Origin of the sequence: Chryseobacterium lathyri (genome assembly GCF_019970085.1) — a bacterium.
GTDB classification, from domain to species: Bacteria; Bacteroidota; Bacteroidia; order Flavobacteriales; family Weeksellaceae; genus Chryseobacterium; species Chryseobacterium lathyri.
On sequence record NZ_JAHXYG010000002.1, the window covers coordinates 102,848 to 117,679 of the forward strand.

Here is a 14,832-nt window from a genome sequence, read left to right on the forward strand (position 1 = left end):
CATGTATTCTTTGGTCACATAAAAAAATCACCTATGAAAAAGACATTTTCTGATGAAGATTTAATAAAGAATCTAAGCCTATACTATATGAACCGGCATTTGAAAAAAAAGCCGATGGAAAAGTATCACCGTAAAATAGACGAATCTCTTCTTCATGACCGAGAAAAATACAGAAAGAAATCTGAGATTCTATTGCTTAATTCGTTTATGCATCACTTTCCCGATGTCAAATTTGAAGACCTTACCTGCGAAAGTCCGGACTTTATCGCTAAACTCAACGACAAGAAGATTGGAATAGAACTGACCGAAGTGATCAATCATCTGGAAATGAAAAAAGTGGAAAGTACTTTAAATAAGATGTTCCGCCAGGCAGAAATATTATTAGAACAGGAAGACACCGCGAAATATCGTGGTGTTTATTTTTTAGAATTTTACCCGAATATTAAATTTGACAATATAGAACAGCAGGAGGAAAATATTCTCAGTATTTACAGAAGCATTAAAAAGAACAAACCTTTAGGCTGTGTGAAAGGGATGAGGAAATCTTTTCACCGCAGAAATGTTTTTATTACCCATGAATACAGCATGAACCTTTTTGATGAGCTTTGCTCAGAAAAGATCCTTGAGCTTATCGATAAGAAAAATGAAAAATTTCCCTATTACGATACGTCCGTAGATGAATGCTGGCTGGTAATTGTTTCCGATATGAACTCTATTGCCTCAAGATATACGTTTATTCAGGACAAAGAGCATTTGAAGGAAGTGAAGAGTCCGTTTCATAAAATTTTCCATCTTGAAAATCTATGCGGAAATATTACAAGCATAAAATAGTTGGTATTTATTGTATGATATCATAATTATTATGTGTTTTTATTTAAAATAATTCAATATTTTTAAAAATCCATTGTTTGTGATTAAAATATAGGTATATTTGATCTATGTGTTGTCAATCAACATATGCGTGTGGTTTTCAAATCATTCACTAAAAACTATATATCTATGAAAAAACTTTTACTCCTTATTTTTTTAGGTATTTCTCAGGTATTTTTTGCGCAGGCAGACTGTTCAACCGCGCTTGCCGTCTGCGGAAATTCCAACATTACTTATAGTCCCACCGGATATGGCAATATTAAAGAATTGGTTAATTCAGGAAGTTGTATAGACGGAACTGGTGAACACAATTCAATCTGGTATAAAATAACGATTGCTACAGGAGGAACACTTACCTTCGATCTGGTTCCGAATAACCCGGATGCTGATTATGACTGGGCCATTTTTGGTCCTAATGTAAACTGTGGAGCTTTAGGGGCACCCATACGATGCAATGCTGCAACGGTTATAGGACCCGGACCGGCTACCGGCTTAAATATGACAAGCACCCTTATCAGTGCTGTCGGAGGTTCACTCACACCTTATTGTAAATATCTGGATGTTTTGCCGGGCCAGACTTATTATTTGTTTATTGACAACTGGGTGAGCAGTACCAGTACTACAACAGCACCGTTTTCTTTAACATGGGGTGGAACTGCAACATTGGCTTCCCCATTTACAGATCCGGCTTTACAGCCTTATCCTTTCATTCCTCCGGGAATTCCGGCTGCTAATCCGGCCGATCCAAAAGAAGTAATCATATGTGTAAATCCTGCTGTATTTGATTTTTCTACACTTTCTGCAGGAATTCTAAACGCAAATCCGAACTTTAGCGTAAGCTATCACACAAGTCAGAATGATGCGTTAACCGGAAATAATGCCATTACAGTTCCTACTACTGTAAATACAACATCTATTTATTATTACAGTATAGGCTATACAGATCCAACTAATCCAAACAGTCCGCTCAATAAATGTAAACAGATTGGAACATTTAAATTTAAGGACGGTAAAATCACGGCAAAAGATGCAACACTCACACAATGTAACAATAATAATGCGGGAACAGCAGTATTTGATCTTACAACAGCAGATGTTATTACAGATCCAACCGTGACCAAGAAATATTACAATACGCTTTCAGATCTGAATGCAGGTATCAATGAAATTACAAATCCGTCAGCATTTACTTCTGCGGAAGGAACCATTTTTGTCAAAGTGATTTCATCCTTCGGATGTACTGCTGTTGCACAGATAACATTGAAATTCTACCCGGTTGTTGTGGTAAATGATACTACATTAAGATCCTGTGCTATTGAAGGTAATCCGTCTACGGCATCTTTTAACCTTACAGTTGCATCGGTAACCTCTCAGACTGGGGCAGGTAAAAAATACTATCCCTCTGCAACAGATGCCGTGAATCAGACCAATGAAATTTTAACGCCCACAGCATACATTGCTCCCAGCGGCGTGGCTTATGTGCGGGTTTTCAATGCGCAGGGTTGCTATAACATAGCTAAAATCACACTAGTGGTTATTCCGCCGGTTTATTCCACCATACTTAAAGATAAAGTTATTTGTGTGGAAGACAGAACAACTTTGGATGCAGGCCCGGGATTTAATGGTTATGAATGGAGCACAGGAGCAACTACGCAGACGATCACAAACGTTGGAGTAGGTACCTATTGGGTAAAACTTAAAACAGGAGATTGTACCGTGGTGCAGAACGTAAAAGTATATCCTTCTGAACAACCGGTTGTTTCAAGTATAGAAATTTCAAATACTACCGTTACGGTATTTGTGATAGGAGGAACGGCACCTTACAAATATTCCATGGATAATATAAACTGGCAGGATTCTAATGAATTCAGCAATGTTAAAAGAGGAGATGCTACCATATTTGTAAAAGATTCTTACGACTGTGATCCGATAAATATCAGTATTGTTGTCCCTAATCTTGTTAACGTGATTACACCAAATGGTGACGGTTACAATGATGTTATTGATTATTCTGCCTTAGCCAATAAGAAAAATTTAGTAATGAATATTTTCGACCGCTATGGAAATATGATCTATCAGATCGATAAATCTACCGGCTATAAATGGGACGGAAGCAGTAGGGGCGGAGTGAAGGTACCTACCGGAAACTATTGGTATTCTGTAGGCTGGAATGAAAATGATAAAATGAACACTCCAATTAAGTATTCAGGATGGATCGTAGTTAAAAACAGAGATTAAGCTTTTTAATAATAAACTATATAGATAAAACCATTTCGAAAGAGATGGTTTTGTCGTTAAAATAATTTTAAATTAGTCTGATCAATAACAGAAAAAATGAAGGATCTTTTTGTAAAACGTTTTCAATATTATAAATCTCTCGGAGATAAATCATTCGGTCAGCTTTCTGATGAGCAGATGTTCTGGCAGTACAATGATGAAAGTAATTCCATTGCAGTCATTGTTAAACATATTGCCGGCAATATGCTTTCAAGGTGGACCAACTTTCTAACGGAAGACGGAGAAAAAGCCTGGCGCAACCGCGATGGAGAATTTATTAATACCTTTAAAACCAAACAGGAGGTTATTGATTTCTGGGAAAAGGGCTGGGAATGTTTTTTTGATGCTTTGAGCCAGATCAATGATGAAAATTTATATTCTACTATTTATATCAGGGGAGAAGGACATTTGGTCTTAGATGCAGTTTTGCGTCAGCTCGCCCATTATCCTTATCATATCGGGCAGATTGTTTCTATTGCGAAAATGATAAAAAATAATGACTGGAAAACGCTTTCTATTGAAAGAAATAAGTCTCAGGAGTTTAATGCCGGAATGAAAGATAAGTTTTCTCAACAAAAAGATGTTTCCAATTCATCTCCGGTATGCTTTCAAAACAGCCCTGAAGTAAGGGACGAATATAAATAATAGACTGAATCGATTTAGAATTATTATTAAAATTACTATCTTTGCACCCAGAAAATTCAGGAGTAAATAAATGTCTACTTTTCACGGAACTGCCGCATTTCATACACTCGGCTGCAAATTAAATTTTGCGGAAACATCTACTATTGCCCGTCAATTGACAGATGCTGGTTATGATAAAGTAAGTTTTGATGATAAAGCAGATGTCTATGTCATCAATACCTGTTCGGTAACTGAAAACGCAGACCGTGAATGCAAATTGCATGTAAAACGGGCAATGAAAGCCAATCCGGAAGGGCTGGTCGTTATTGTAGGATGCTATGCGCAGTTAAAGCCTGAAGAAATTTCACAGATCGATGGAGTAGATCTTGTTTTGGGAGCCAAAGAGAAATTCAATATCTTAAGCTACCTGGATGATTTGGAAAAATCGGAAAATGAAGGCATTGTACATTCTTGCGAAATTGAGGAAACTGATTTCTTTATCGGAAGCTATTCAATAGGGGACAGGACAAGAGCCTTTCTGAAAGTGCAGGACGGATGCGACTACAAATGTACGTACTGTACCATTCCACTGGCAAGAGGGATCTCACGATCAGATACTATTGAAAATGTTCTCAAAAACGCCAAAGAAATTGCCGAAAGAGACATCAAAGAAATCGTTCTTACAGGAGTTAATATCGGTGATTACGGTAAAGGTGAGTTCGGAAATAAAAGACACGAACATACTTTCCTGGACCTGATATCAGAGCTCGATAAAGTAGAAGGAATTGAAAGAATCCGTATTTCTTCCATAGAACCGAACCTTTTGAAAGACGAAAGTATTGATCTGGTTTCAAAAAGCAAAAGCTTTGTTCCCCACTTTCACATCCCGTTACAGTCCGGATGTGATGATCTACTGAAAAAAATGAAGCGCCGCTATCTTACCAAGCTGTATAATGACAGAGTCAATAAGATCCGCGAGGTAATGCCTGATGCAGCTATCGGTGTAGACGTTATTGTGGGATTTCCTGGTGAAACAGAGGAGAAATTCATGGAAACTTATAACTTCCTGAACGAACTTCCTATTACCTACCTTCACGTATTCACTTATTCCGAAAGAGAAAATACGGAAGCAGTCGGTATGGATGGAGTAGTGCCTATTCCTGAAAGAAAAAAACGTAATAAAATGCTGAGAATACTTTCTGAAAAGAAAAAAATGGCATTTTATCAGACTCAACTTGGAAAAACGCTTCCCGTTCTTTGGGAACACGAAAATAAAGACGGTAAAATGTATGGCTTCACTGAAAACTATGTGAGAGTCCAAAAAGATTTTGATCCCGCATTCGTTAATCAGATTGAATTTCTAAATTTAGAAAAAATCCTGTCAGATGGCACGGTTTCTGTGCAGTCATCCTTCGAAAGTTTTTTAGCAAAAGCGTAGTCTCTTTGCAAAATTTCTACTAAATTTATTTTAACTTTAAATACTACATTCATGAGAGATAAGTTTTTATCTTGGGGAATTGTATTAGTAATTGCTACATGGGTCGTTGCATTACTGATCAGAGCGCATTACTGGATACCCATCCTGTTATCTGCCATTTATGCATTGGGTGTTTACAATGCTTACCAGTCGAAACACGCTATTTTGAGGAACTTCCCGGTACTGGGATACTTCAGATACTTTTTTGAAAGTATTTCACCCGAAATGCAGCAGTATTTCATAGAAAGGGAGACAGACGGAAAACCATTTCCCCGAAACCAGCGTTCTGCAGTATACAGACGAGCTAAAAACCTGAGTGATACCGTAGCTTTCGGAACACAGCTGGAAGTTAATCACCGAAAATATGAAGGAATCAAGCATTCTATTTATGCAAAATCGCCTGTGGAAGAGCTCCCAAGAGTATGGGTAGGAGGAGAGCAGTGTACGCAGCCTTACCATGCTTCCCTGTTCAATATTTCAGCAATGAGTTTTGGGGCATTAAGCGACAGGGCACAGATTTCTTTAAACAGAGGTGCAAAAAAAGGGAATTTTTATCATAACACCGGAGAAGGAGGTATTTCTCCCTATCATTTGGAAGGAGGAGATCTTTGCTGGCAAATTGGAACCGGATATTTTGGTTGCCGTGACGAGGAAGGGAAATTTAATCCTGAACTGTTTGAAAAGTACGCCACTCTCCCAAATGTAAAGATGGTTGAAATTAAGCTGTCCCAAGGGGCAAAGCCAGGACACGGAGGTGTACTTCCGGGTGTGAAAAACACACCGGAGATCGCAAAGATCCGTCACGTCACCCCAGGAATGACCGTTATTTCACCACCATCCCACAGCTCATTTTCTGATGCTGCAGGCCTGTTGAGGTTTGTACAGCAGCTGAGAGAACTTTCAGGAGGGAAACCAACTGGCTTTAAACTTTGTATTGGTGATACTAAAGAATTTGAGGACATCTGTGTACAGATGAATGTTTTAAAAATCTATCCTGATTTTATTACCATAGATGGGGCAGAAGGAGGAACAGGAGCTGCACCTCCGGAATTTTCAGATGGCGTGGGAATGCCTCTGGAACCAGCCCTGATTTTCGTTAACAGAACCCTTAATAATTATAATTTAAGAAGTAAGTTAAGAGTGATAGCCAGTGGAAAAGTACTGACAAGCTTGGATATCCTCAGAGCAATAGCTATGGGTGCGGATATGTGTAATAATGCAAGAGGATTTATGTTCTCGTTAGGATGCATACAGGCCTTAAGATGTAACAATAATAATTGCCCTACGGGAGTTGCCACTCAGGATAAAATGTTAGTTAAGGGACTTGATGTTACTGATAAAAGTGAAAGAGTATACCATTTCCATAAAAATACCCTGCATACCTGTAATGAGCTGATTGCGGCGGCGGGAAGAAGCTCTTATGAAGAAGTAGATGCCACTATGTTCATGAGAGGAGACGAGTTTGATCATCTGGCTGATTTATATTTCCCGGATATTTTAGGAAATGTGAAACAAAAAGCGAGATCTTAGTAAAATATATAAAAAATAAAAACCGCCTTCATCTGAGGGCGGTTTTTTTATGTAAAATATATTGATCTTAATATTATTGTCCTGCAGGTCTGTCAGCTCTTCCATAAACCTGGAAATTAAATACCATAGAATAATTTCTTAAAGAGTATTGCGTGCTGTAAGGATAATGTGGATCTCTTGCAAAGGCAGCTCTTGACGGTACTAATATAACACCTTGAAGATTATATGGATTTCCGCTTGGGAGGTTTTTAAAAGCTTTGAATTTCTGAATAGCTTCACGGAAGCCTTCAATTTCATAATAACTTCTTTGCTGTGCTACCCCCGTTGTTGCATTTTCTAGGATACTCTTTTTAGCATAGTAGAACAACGGATCAATCATTGGAAGTCCATTACCATTAATTGTATTTACCAATGTTAAACTGGAGATGAAAGAAACATTTCCATCAGTATTTCCTGCTAAATAAGCATTGGCTCTTACCATAAGCGTAAGAATATCAGATTCTCCGATAGTTTGTGGCTCAACTGTTGGTTGCGCCCCTTCTCTCACAATGTATATAGTCCCGGAAGGAAGTGTTTGATACGGCAGATCTATTAGTTTTTTTTCATTGTCATCACTGGTATCTGTTGTGCTGAAAGCTTTTATATTTCCCTGGGCGTCCAGATAATTTTCGCTCATAAACTTCTTAATAGCCTGATCGTCATAACTGTTCTGAACGGAGATGTCTTCCGGTTCTTTATAAGTTTCAACTTCATCATCTTTCTTACATGCAGAAAAACATAAAGATCCCGCAAGGATATATAAAAATATTTTTTTCATTTCAAAAAACTTTAATTACTTTACAAATAATATAACGGCAAAAGTATAAAAAATTATGAGAATAGATAAATTTTTATGGTGCATTCGTTTTTATAAGACGAGAAGTATTGCAACAGAGGAAATTAAAAAGAACAGAGTTTCTATTGGAACATCTGCCGTAAAGTCGTCTAAAGAGGTAAAAGAGGGAGATATTATCAAGATTCGCAAAAATCAAATTGATTATAAAATAAAAGTTACCCAGATCCCCAAAAGCAGGATGGGAGCAAAGCTTGTCCCTCTTCATATCCAGGATGTGACGGACAAAGAGCAGTATGAACTATTAAAGCTCCGCAAAATGTCGCAGGATTATTATAGAAATAAGGGCGAAGGAAGACCTACTAAAAAAGACAGACGCGAGATGGATGAATATGTAGGAAATGATATAGCCTCAGACTTTACAGACTGGGATGATTTCTTTGGAGAAACGGCAGATGGCCCCGAAGGAAATGAAAATTAAAATAAAAAAGCTCTAGAGATAGAGCTTTTCTACTATTTCCTGGACAATATCTTCAGGATCCCTGGAATCCGTATTAATGCTAAACTGTGCCTTGCTGTAAAAAGCATTTCTTTCAAATAAATGCTTGGCAATGAACTCAGGCAGATCTTCATCAGAAATGTTAGCTATTAAAGGCCTTTTTTCTTTCTGTTTGGAAAGTCTTTCGTATAAAGTACCTACAGAAGCTCTTAAAAAAATGCTTTTAGAGTTGAGGTTGATAATTTCCATATTATTATAATAAACCGGCGTTCCCCCTCCCAGACTTAAAACCAGGTTTTCTTCCGAAGCAAGAATTTCTTCCAATGCCTCTCTTTCCAGCTTTCTAAACTGAATTTCTCCCTTTTTTTCAAAAATCTCAGGAATGGTTAATTTATTTCTTCTGGAAATCTCTTTATCAAGGTCAATGAGTTTAAAATTTATTTTATCGCTTAAAATTTTGGAAATGTGAGATTTGCCACATCCCATGTATCCGATCAGTGAAATAACCATGAATTTTTTTTTAACAAATTTGCAAAAAAGTTTTGAGATAATGAAAAAACTCCTATCTTTGCACCACTGAAAACGAGGGACATTATTCAAATGTAAAATCGTTGCAAAGTGACCGACTCGGTAGCTCAGCTGGTAGAGCAATACACTTTTAATGTATGGGTCCTGGGTTCGAATCCCAGCCGGGTCACAAGCGAAAAAAATTACTAGATTTTTGTAATTTTATAGCCTGCGTGGTGAAATTGGTAGACACGCCATCTTGAGGGGGTGGTTTCCTAAGGATGTGCTGGTTCGAGTCCAGTCGCAGGCACTGCAAAGAAAACTTTATAATTAATGGTGAATAATTAAAAATTAATTTTATATTTATCATTATTAATTATGGCCGACTCGGTAGCTCAGCTGGTAGAGCAATACACTTTTAATGTATGGGTCCTGGGTTCGAATCCCAGCCGGGTCACAAGTTTACTGAAAAGTAAATTTTTTTCATATTAATATTTTGTGATTTGGTGTTTCAAAGGTCTCCGCAAGAGACCTTTGATTTTTTTTATATAATCGTTTGCAGAAATTAAAAAAAATCATATCTTTGCACCTCTTAAAAACGATGGCATTTAATGCAGGTTGTTAGCAAGTGACCGACTCGGTAGCTCAGCTGGTAGAGCAATACACTTTTAATGTATGGGTCCTGGGTTCGAATCCCAGCCGGGTCACAAGTTTACTGAAAAGTAAATTTTTTTCATATTAATATTTTGTGATTTGGTGTTCAAAGGTCTCCGCAAGAGGCCTTTGATTTTTTTATATTCCATGATAAAAAGAAAAACTCTGATAAAGTAATCAGAGTTTGTGTTTTATAAATGAAATATGCTGAGTATTTTGTTGAACAAATGTTTAATATTAATGCATATGCATATTGTCAATTAATCTCACGCCATCTACTACAACTACGATGAATGCTCTGTAATTTCTGTCTTTATAGAAAAAATCAGTTTCTTTCAAGGTGTTTTCATCAGCGATCAAAAAATACTCTAACTTCATGCCCTGCTGATGGTCAAAGATATCTGTTACTCTTTCTTTTATTTCGGGAATAGTAATCACTCTGAACCAGTCATTTACTTTAACTAATGTCTGGTAAATAATTTTTGCTGCTTCTTTCCGGTCTTCGTGAAGTCTTTGATTTCTCGAACTTAATGCTAATCCATTTTCTGCTCTGAAAATAGAAACGCCTGTAATTTTCACGGGAAGATGTTTCTTTTCAACCATTTTTTTGATAATGGCGAGCTGCTGGAAATCTTTTTCCCCGAAATAAGCATTGTCCGGCTGAATCTGTCTGAAAAGCTCTTCCACTACAGTTCCCACTCCATCAAAATGTCCGGGTCTGGACTTTCCCTCCATTTCATTTTCCAGTCCATCAAAATCATAATGCTGGCTTTCTGTTTTCTCGGGGTAAATATCAGCTACTTCAGGAATATAAACTGCATCTACTAATCCCGAATTTTCCAGGATAAGAATATCTCTGTTAATATCTCTTGGATATTTTTCGAGATCTTCCGGATTATTAAATTGGGTAGGATTTACAAAAACTGAAGAAATTACCAAATCATTATCTTTTCTGGCTTCCTCATAGAGTGAAAGATGACCTTTGTGAAGTGCTCCCATCGTAGGAGCAAACCCAATCTTCTTCCCCATTTCTTTCTGTCTTTCAATGAAATCCTGAAGGGTTTTCTTATTCTTTATAACTTCCATAGTTTATTTTAATGCTAATTCAAAAATACTAAAAATATCATATAATTATATGAGTTTTTAATAATTTGAAAATGGGAATTATCGTAAAAAAATGTTAATTAAAATAATGTTGAATGTTTTTTTGTAATTTTGCACATTAAAGCATTTTTACAAAAATATAGATAGAAATTTATGCCGAATCAAAAAATACTGTACATTACTACAGAGATGTATCCATATCAGGAAGACACGAATATGGCTGCATTGGTAAACAAAATGGCACTTAAGATGCACAATGAAGGCAATGATGTAAGAGTTTTTATGCCAAGATTTGGACAAATAAGTGAAAGAAAATTCCAACTTCATGAGGTAATCCGTCTTTCGGGAATGAATATTATCATCAATGACCTGGACCAGCCTTTAATTATTAAAGTAGCGTCTCTTCCGGGGGAAAGACTTCAGGTTTACTTTATTGATAACGAAGAATACTTCAAAAGAAAGCAATACTACGTAGATGACGAAGGAAATCCTTTTGATGATAACGATGAAAGAGCGATTTTCTTTGCAAGAGGTGTTATAGAAACCATCAAAAAACTAAATTGGGTACCGGACGTCATCCATTTGAACGGATGGATGTCTTCTTTTGTTCCAATTTATCTGAAAACTTATTACGAATCTGATACTTACTTCAAAGACGCCAAAATCGTTCTTTCTTTATACAATGAGAAAGACGCTGACCTGGATAAGAATATTGCTGAAAAATTGACATTCGATAATATTTCCGGATTAAAAGCGTTAGATAATCCGACAATCAAAAACTTTGTTATTGAAAGTATGAACTATGTTGACATGGTGGTAAAAGGAGATGAGTTTCTGGATGCAGACCTTGATAAAGGTTTCAACGAAACAGCAACTCCGAAATCCGAATATGTGGACGTAGATTCTATAAACCAACTTTATTAAAACACATTTTTAATGATTCATACTGTTAAAAGGACCTTTGCCATACTTCTTATGGCGGTTTTCGGGAGTGCCCTTCTTTATAATTGCGAGCCGGAGGCGGATTCACTGGGTGAGCAGCTTTTTATAGACGGTGCTGCAGAAGGTAATGTAACTTCTTACGACCTTATTGCTTATAATATTAATAATCATGATTCCATCAGAAGTGACGCCAGCAGGCTTGTAAGCTTGATCAATACAACTGGAGTTTCCACTTATACTTCTGTATTAGGAGCATTTTCTGAAGGACAGTTCGGAATGCAGAAAGCATCCTTTCTTACCCAGCTGAGAATGTCTACAGATAATTTTGATTTTGGAACCAGCCCAAAAATAGATTCTGTAGTGTTGGTAATGAGACCTGCTGCTGTGGCTGATTCAGTTAGTGCACCTGGAGCGAAAGATGAAAATTTACTAATTGGAAATGAAACAGTACCTGTTTCAACAGATATAAAAACGTATCCGGTAAGTTACACTAAAAAATATGGTAAGACGAAATTGGGAGCTGGCGGGACAAACACTCTTTTGCATATAAAAGTGGATGAAGTGACTACATTCCTGGATGGAAATTCTGATGCTTTCAAAAGTTCAAACGTAACTGTAGCTACCGGAGAATCATTGGGAACTTCTGTCTTTGACGGAAAAGTAAGAGCTGTAACAATCAATAAAAAATCGGATAATTCTTCTGTGTTTACATCAGATGCAGGATTTAGGATGGCTTTAAATAAAAACTTTTTCCAGACTAAAATTCTTGATAAAAGCAAAAAGCCGGAACTTATGGATGCGGCTAACTTTACCAGATATTTTAAAGGAATCAGACTTTCTGTGGATGAAACAGATGGCTATCTTTTTGAGTTTTCTCCGGATAATATGGAAATAGTGATGTATTATACCAATGAGAAAAATGACAACGGGACGATTACAAGACCACAGTCTACCTTTAAGTTACTTGTAAGCGGAGGACGTTATGGTCAGTATGAGTATAACAGAACCGGTTCTGCATGGGAAACTGCATCTTCTGCTATTAACGAAAATGATGGGGATCCTAAACTTTATTTACAGGGAATGGGAGGTCCTTCAATAGGCGTTAAAATTCCTGAAACAACAATTACAAAACTTAAAGAGCTGTATACGAAAGATAAAGCTGCTATTGTAAGTGCAAAAATCAGAATCTTTACGGATCCGTCATGGAACAATAATTACAGAAAAACAGAAGAAAATTTTACAATAGTGAAAAAGCCGGTTACCGGAGTGCTTACTTCTGGAGGTTTTATCAGTGATATTTCTGCAGGATTTGACTGGTTGAAATCTTCTGATTCAACTAACAAGCCTGCTTATTATGACTTTACTGTGACAAAAACAGTGAAAGATATTGTAGAGGGTACACAAGAAAATCAAGCTTTACTTATTAATATGGGGAAATTTGTACCGACTGAGGCCAATGTATTTGCCGGGTATAAATTTACAACCAGATCATTTGCAACAGAAAGAGGAGTTTATGTAGGATCAGATAAAACGAATCCTAACAGAATTCAATTAAAAATCACTTACGGTACTAAAAAATAAATAAACACTAGACAAAATATGTGCGGAATTGTAGGATATACAGGGTTTCAAGATGCGTATGACATTGTAATCAACGGTCTTAGAAGATTAGAATATAGAGGATATGACAGTGCAGGGATTGTCTTGGAAGGCTCAAACAATAAGTTTGAAGTAGAAAAGACAAAAGGTAAAGTAGATGACTTAGTCAATATTTCGTCACAGTTAAAAGGGACCGCTAAAATAGGGATGGGACATACCAGATGGGCTACCCATGGAGTTCCAAGTGATAGAAACTCACACCCTCACTTATCAAACAACGGAAAAATCGCTCTTGTACATAACGGTATTATAGAAAACTATGATACTATTAAAACAATGCTTAGCGAAAAAGGATTTACTTTCAAATCCGAAACAGATACAGAAGTATTGGTGAATCTTATCCAATATTTCATGGATTTGAAGCCTGAAACAGATTTCCCGACAGCTGTAAGATATGCTTTGAATGAAGTATATGGGGCGTATGCTATTACTGTGCTTCATGAAGATTATCCGGGAGTACTGGTAGTTGCAAGACTTGGTTCTCCACTGGCAATCGGACTGGGAGATAAAGAATACTTTATTGCTTCTGATGCATCACCTTTCGTAGAATTTACCAAAGAAGCGATCTATCTTGAAGAAGGACATATGGCTACAATTTCATTGGAAAATGGAGTAGACATCAGAACGATTAATGATAACTCAAGAATTGAACCTGAAGTTCAGGAGCTTAAATTAAGCTTAGAACAGATTGAGAAAGGCGGATACGAGCATTTTATGCTTAAAGAAATTTTTGAACAGCCTAAATCTATTCATGATACAATGAGGGGGAGACTTCTTGTGGATGAAGGGATTATAAAAATGGCCGGTATCTGGGATCATTTGGAAAGATTTAAAAATGCGAACAGAATTATTATTATTGCCTGTGGTACTTCTTGGCATGCAGGTCTTATCGGGGAATATCTTATTGAAGAATATGCAAGGATTCCGGTAGAGGTAGAATATGCATCAGAATTCAGATACAGAAACCCGATTATTACGGATAAAGATGTGGTTATTGCAATCTCTCAATCAGGAGAAACAGCAGATACAATGGCTGCATTGAAGCTGGCAAAAGAAAAAGGTGCATTTATATACGGTATTTGTAATGTAGTGGATTCTTCAATTGCAAGAATTACAGATGCAGGTTCATACACACATGCAGGTCCTGAAATTGGAGTGGCTTCTACAAAAGCATTTACTGCACAGCTTACCATCCTTAGCTTAATTGCATTAAAATTAGGAAAACATAACGGTAATTTAGGAAACGCTGAATTCATGAGCTTAATCGCTGAATTGGATGCTATCCCTAAAAAAATAGAAGAAGTTTTAAGTACAACCCATGAGTTGACTCAAAATATTGCAAAAGACTTTATAAACACAACAAATTTCCTTTATCTGGGAAGAGGATATAATTATCCTGCGGCATTGGAAGGCGCTTTAAAACTGAAAGAAATCTCCTATATCCATGCAGAAGGATATCCGGCAGCAGAAATGAAGCACGGACCTATCGCCCTTATCGATGAGAACATGCCAATCGTTATTATTGCCCCTAAAAAAGGACATTACGATAAGATTGTAAGCAACGTTCAGGAAATTAAGGCCAGAAAAGGAAAAGTGATTGCTGTAGTTAACAAAGGAGATAAGCAGGTAAGTGAAATGGCAGATTATGTTATTGAAATCCCTGAGACTTCAGAATGTTTCTCGCCAATCGTAGCATCTGTGCCTTTGCAGCTATTGGCTTACTACATTGCTGTATACCGAGGAGCCAATGTAGATCAGCCGAGAAACCTGGCAAAATCTGTAACCGTGGAATAAAAAACAGTTGTAAATAAAATAAATTTAGATTTCTTCCGTTATTTCAAAAAAAATCTTAAAAGT

The 14,832-nt window shown here is 36.9% G+C and carries 12 protein-coding genes and 4 tRNA genes; 13 read left to right on the plus strand and 3 right to left on the minus strand.

Features of this window, described 5'->3' with window-relative positions:
• Nucleotides 1–33: 33 nt before the first annotated feature.
• The 5 genes from LC418_RS05825 (at nucleotide 34) to LC418_RS05845 (ending at nucleotide 6,778) form a co-directional block, all read left to right on the plus strand.
• Nucleotides 34–831: a hypothetical protein gene (locus tag LC418_RS05825; RefSeq protein ID WP_111959311.1), complete on the plus strand. Its 798-nt coding sequence runs from the start codon at nucleotides 34–36 to the stop codon at nucleotides 829–831.
• Nucleotides 832–999: 168 nt separating this feature from the next.
• A complete protein-coding gene (locus LC418_RS05830; RefSeq protein WP_223558419.1) occupies nucleotides 1,000–3,108 on the plus strand; it encodes a T9SS type B sorting domain-containing protein in 2,109 nt (702 codons plus the stop codon).
• A 96-nt stretch (nucleotides 3,109–3,204) separates the two neighbouring features.
• A complete protein-coding gene (locus tag LC418_RS05835; protein WP_223558420.1) occupies nucleotides 3,205–3,792 on the plus strand; it encodes a DUF1572 family protein in 588 nt (195 codons plus the stop codon).
• A gap of 70 nt (nucleotides 3,793–3,862) precedes the next feature.
• Nucleotides 3,863–5,209, plus strand: coding sequence for a tRNA (N(6)-L-threonylcarbamoyladenosine(37)-C(2))-methylthiotransferase MtaB (mtaB, locus tag LC418_RS05840; RefSeq protein WP_223558421.1), 1,347 nt, complete (start codon nucleotides 3,863–3,865; stop codon nucleotides 5,207–5,209).
• 51 nt (nucleotides 5,210–5,260) lie between these two features.
• On the plus strand, nucleotides 5,261–6,778 hold the full coding sequence (locus tag LC418_RS05845) for an FMN-binding glutamate synthase family protein (RefSeq protein WP_111959186.1): 1,518 nt from the start codon (nucleotides 5,261–5,263) through the stop codon (nucleotides 6,776–6,778).
• A 73-nt stretch (nucleotides 6,779–6,851) separates the two neighbouring features.
• Here LC418_RS05845 and LC418_RS05850 read toward each other — a convergent pair whose 3' ends face one another.
• Nucleotides 6,852–7,595 carry a hypothetical protein gene (locus tag LC418_RS05850; protein WP_223558422.1) on the minus strand — a complete coding sequence of 248 codons (744 nt, stop codon included), beginning with the start codon at nucleotides 7,593–7,595 and terminating at the stop codon, nucleotides 6,852–6,854.
• Nucleotides 7,596–7,650: 55 nt separating this feature from the next.
• Here LC418_RS05850 and LC418_RS05855 point away from each other — a divergent pair, with 55 nt between their 5' ends.
• On the plus strand, nucleotides 7,651–8,091 hold the full coding sequence (locus LC418_RS05855) for an RNA-binding S4 domain-containing protein (RefSeq protein ID WP_223558423.1): 441 nt from the start codon (nucleotides 7,651–7,653) through the stop codon (nucleotides 8,089–8,091).
• Nucleotides 8,092–8,103: 12 nt separating this feature from the next.
• Here LC418_RS05855 and LC418_RS05860 read toward each other — a convergent pair whose 3' ends face one another.
• Entirely contained in the window at nucleotides 8,104–8,619 is a 516-nt protein-coding gene (locus LC418_RS05860; protein WP_223558424.1) for a shikimate kinase, read from the minus strand.
• Between the two features lie 114 nt (nucleotides 8,620–8,733).
• Here LC418_RS05860 and LC418_RS05865 point away from each other — a divergent pair.
• The 4 genes from LC418_RS05865 to LC418_RS05880 all read left to right on the plus strand — a co-directional run bounded on the left by LC418_RS05865 (nucleotide 8,734) and on the right by LC418_RS05880 (nucleotide 9,323).
• Nucleotides 8,734–8,806 (plus strand) — tRNA-Lys (locus LC418_RS05865).
• A 37-nt stretch (nucleotides 8,807–8,843) separates the two neighbouring features.
• Nucleotides 8,844–8,926, plus strand: a tRNA-Leu gene (locus tag LC418_RS05870).
• A 74-nt stretch (nucleotides 8,927–9,000) separates the two neighbouring features.
• A tRNA-Lys gene (locus LC418_RS05875) sits at nucleotides 9,001–9,073 on the plus strand.
• 177 nt (nucleotides 9,074–9,250) lie between these two features.
• Nucleotides 9,251–9,323, plus strand: a tRNA-Lys gene (locus LC418_RS05880).
• Nucleotides 9,324–9,507: 184 nt separating this feature from the next.
• Here LC418_RS05880 and panC read toward each other — a convergent pair.
• Nucleotides 9,508–10,356, minus strand: a complete 849-nt coding sequence (gene panC / locus LC418_RS05885; protein WP_223558425.1) for a pantoate--beta-alanine ligase — start codon at nucleotides 10,354–10,356, stop codon at nucleotides 9,508–9,510.
• A gap of 171 nt (nucleotides 10,357–10,527) precedes the next feature.
• On the opposite strand from panC, the gene LC418_RS05890 reads away from it, so the two are divergent.
• From LC418_RS05890 to glmS, 3 genes are read left to right on the plus strand one after another with little or no spacing between them, the layout of a single operon-like run.
• Nucleotides 10,528–11,298, plus strand: coding sequence for a glycogen/starch synthase (locus LC418_RS05890; protein ID WP_111959196.1), 771 nt, complete (start codon nucleotides 10,528–10,530; stop codon nucleotides 11,296–11,298).
• Between the two features lie 12 nt (nucleotides 11,299–11,310).
• Nucleotides 11,311–12,897: a DUF4270 family protein gene (locus LC418_RS05895; protein WP_223558426.1), complete on the plus strand. Its 1,587-nt coding sequence runs from the start codon at nucleotides 11,311–11,313 to the stop codon at nucleotides 12,895–12,897.
• An 18-nt stretch (nucleotides 12,898–12,915) separates the two neighbouring features.
• Nucleotides 12,916–14,769, plus strand: a complete 1,854-nt coding sequence (gene glmS / locus LC418_RS05900; RefSeq protein WP_111959200.1) for a glutamine--fructose-6-phosphate transaminase (isomerizing) — start codon at nucleotides 12,916–12,918, stop codon at nucleotides 14,767–14,769.
• Nucleotides 14,770–14,832 lie beyond the last annotated feature (63 nt).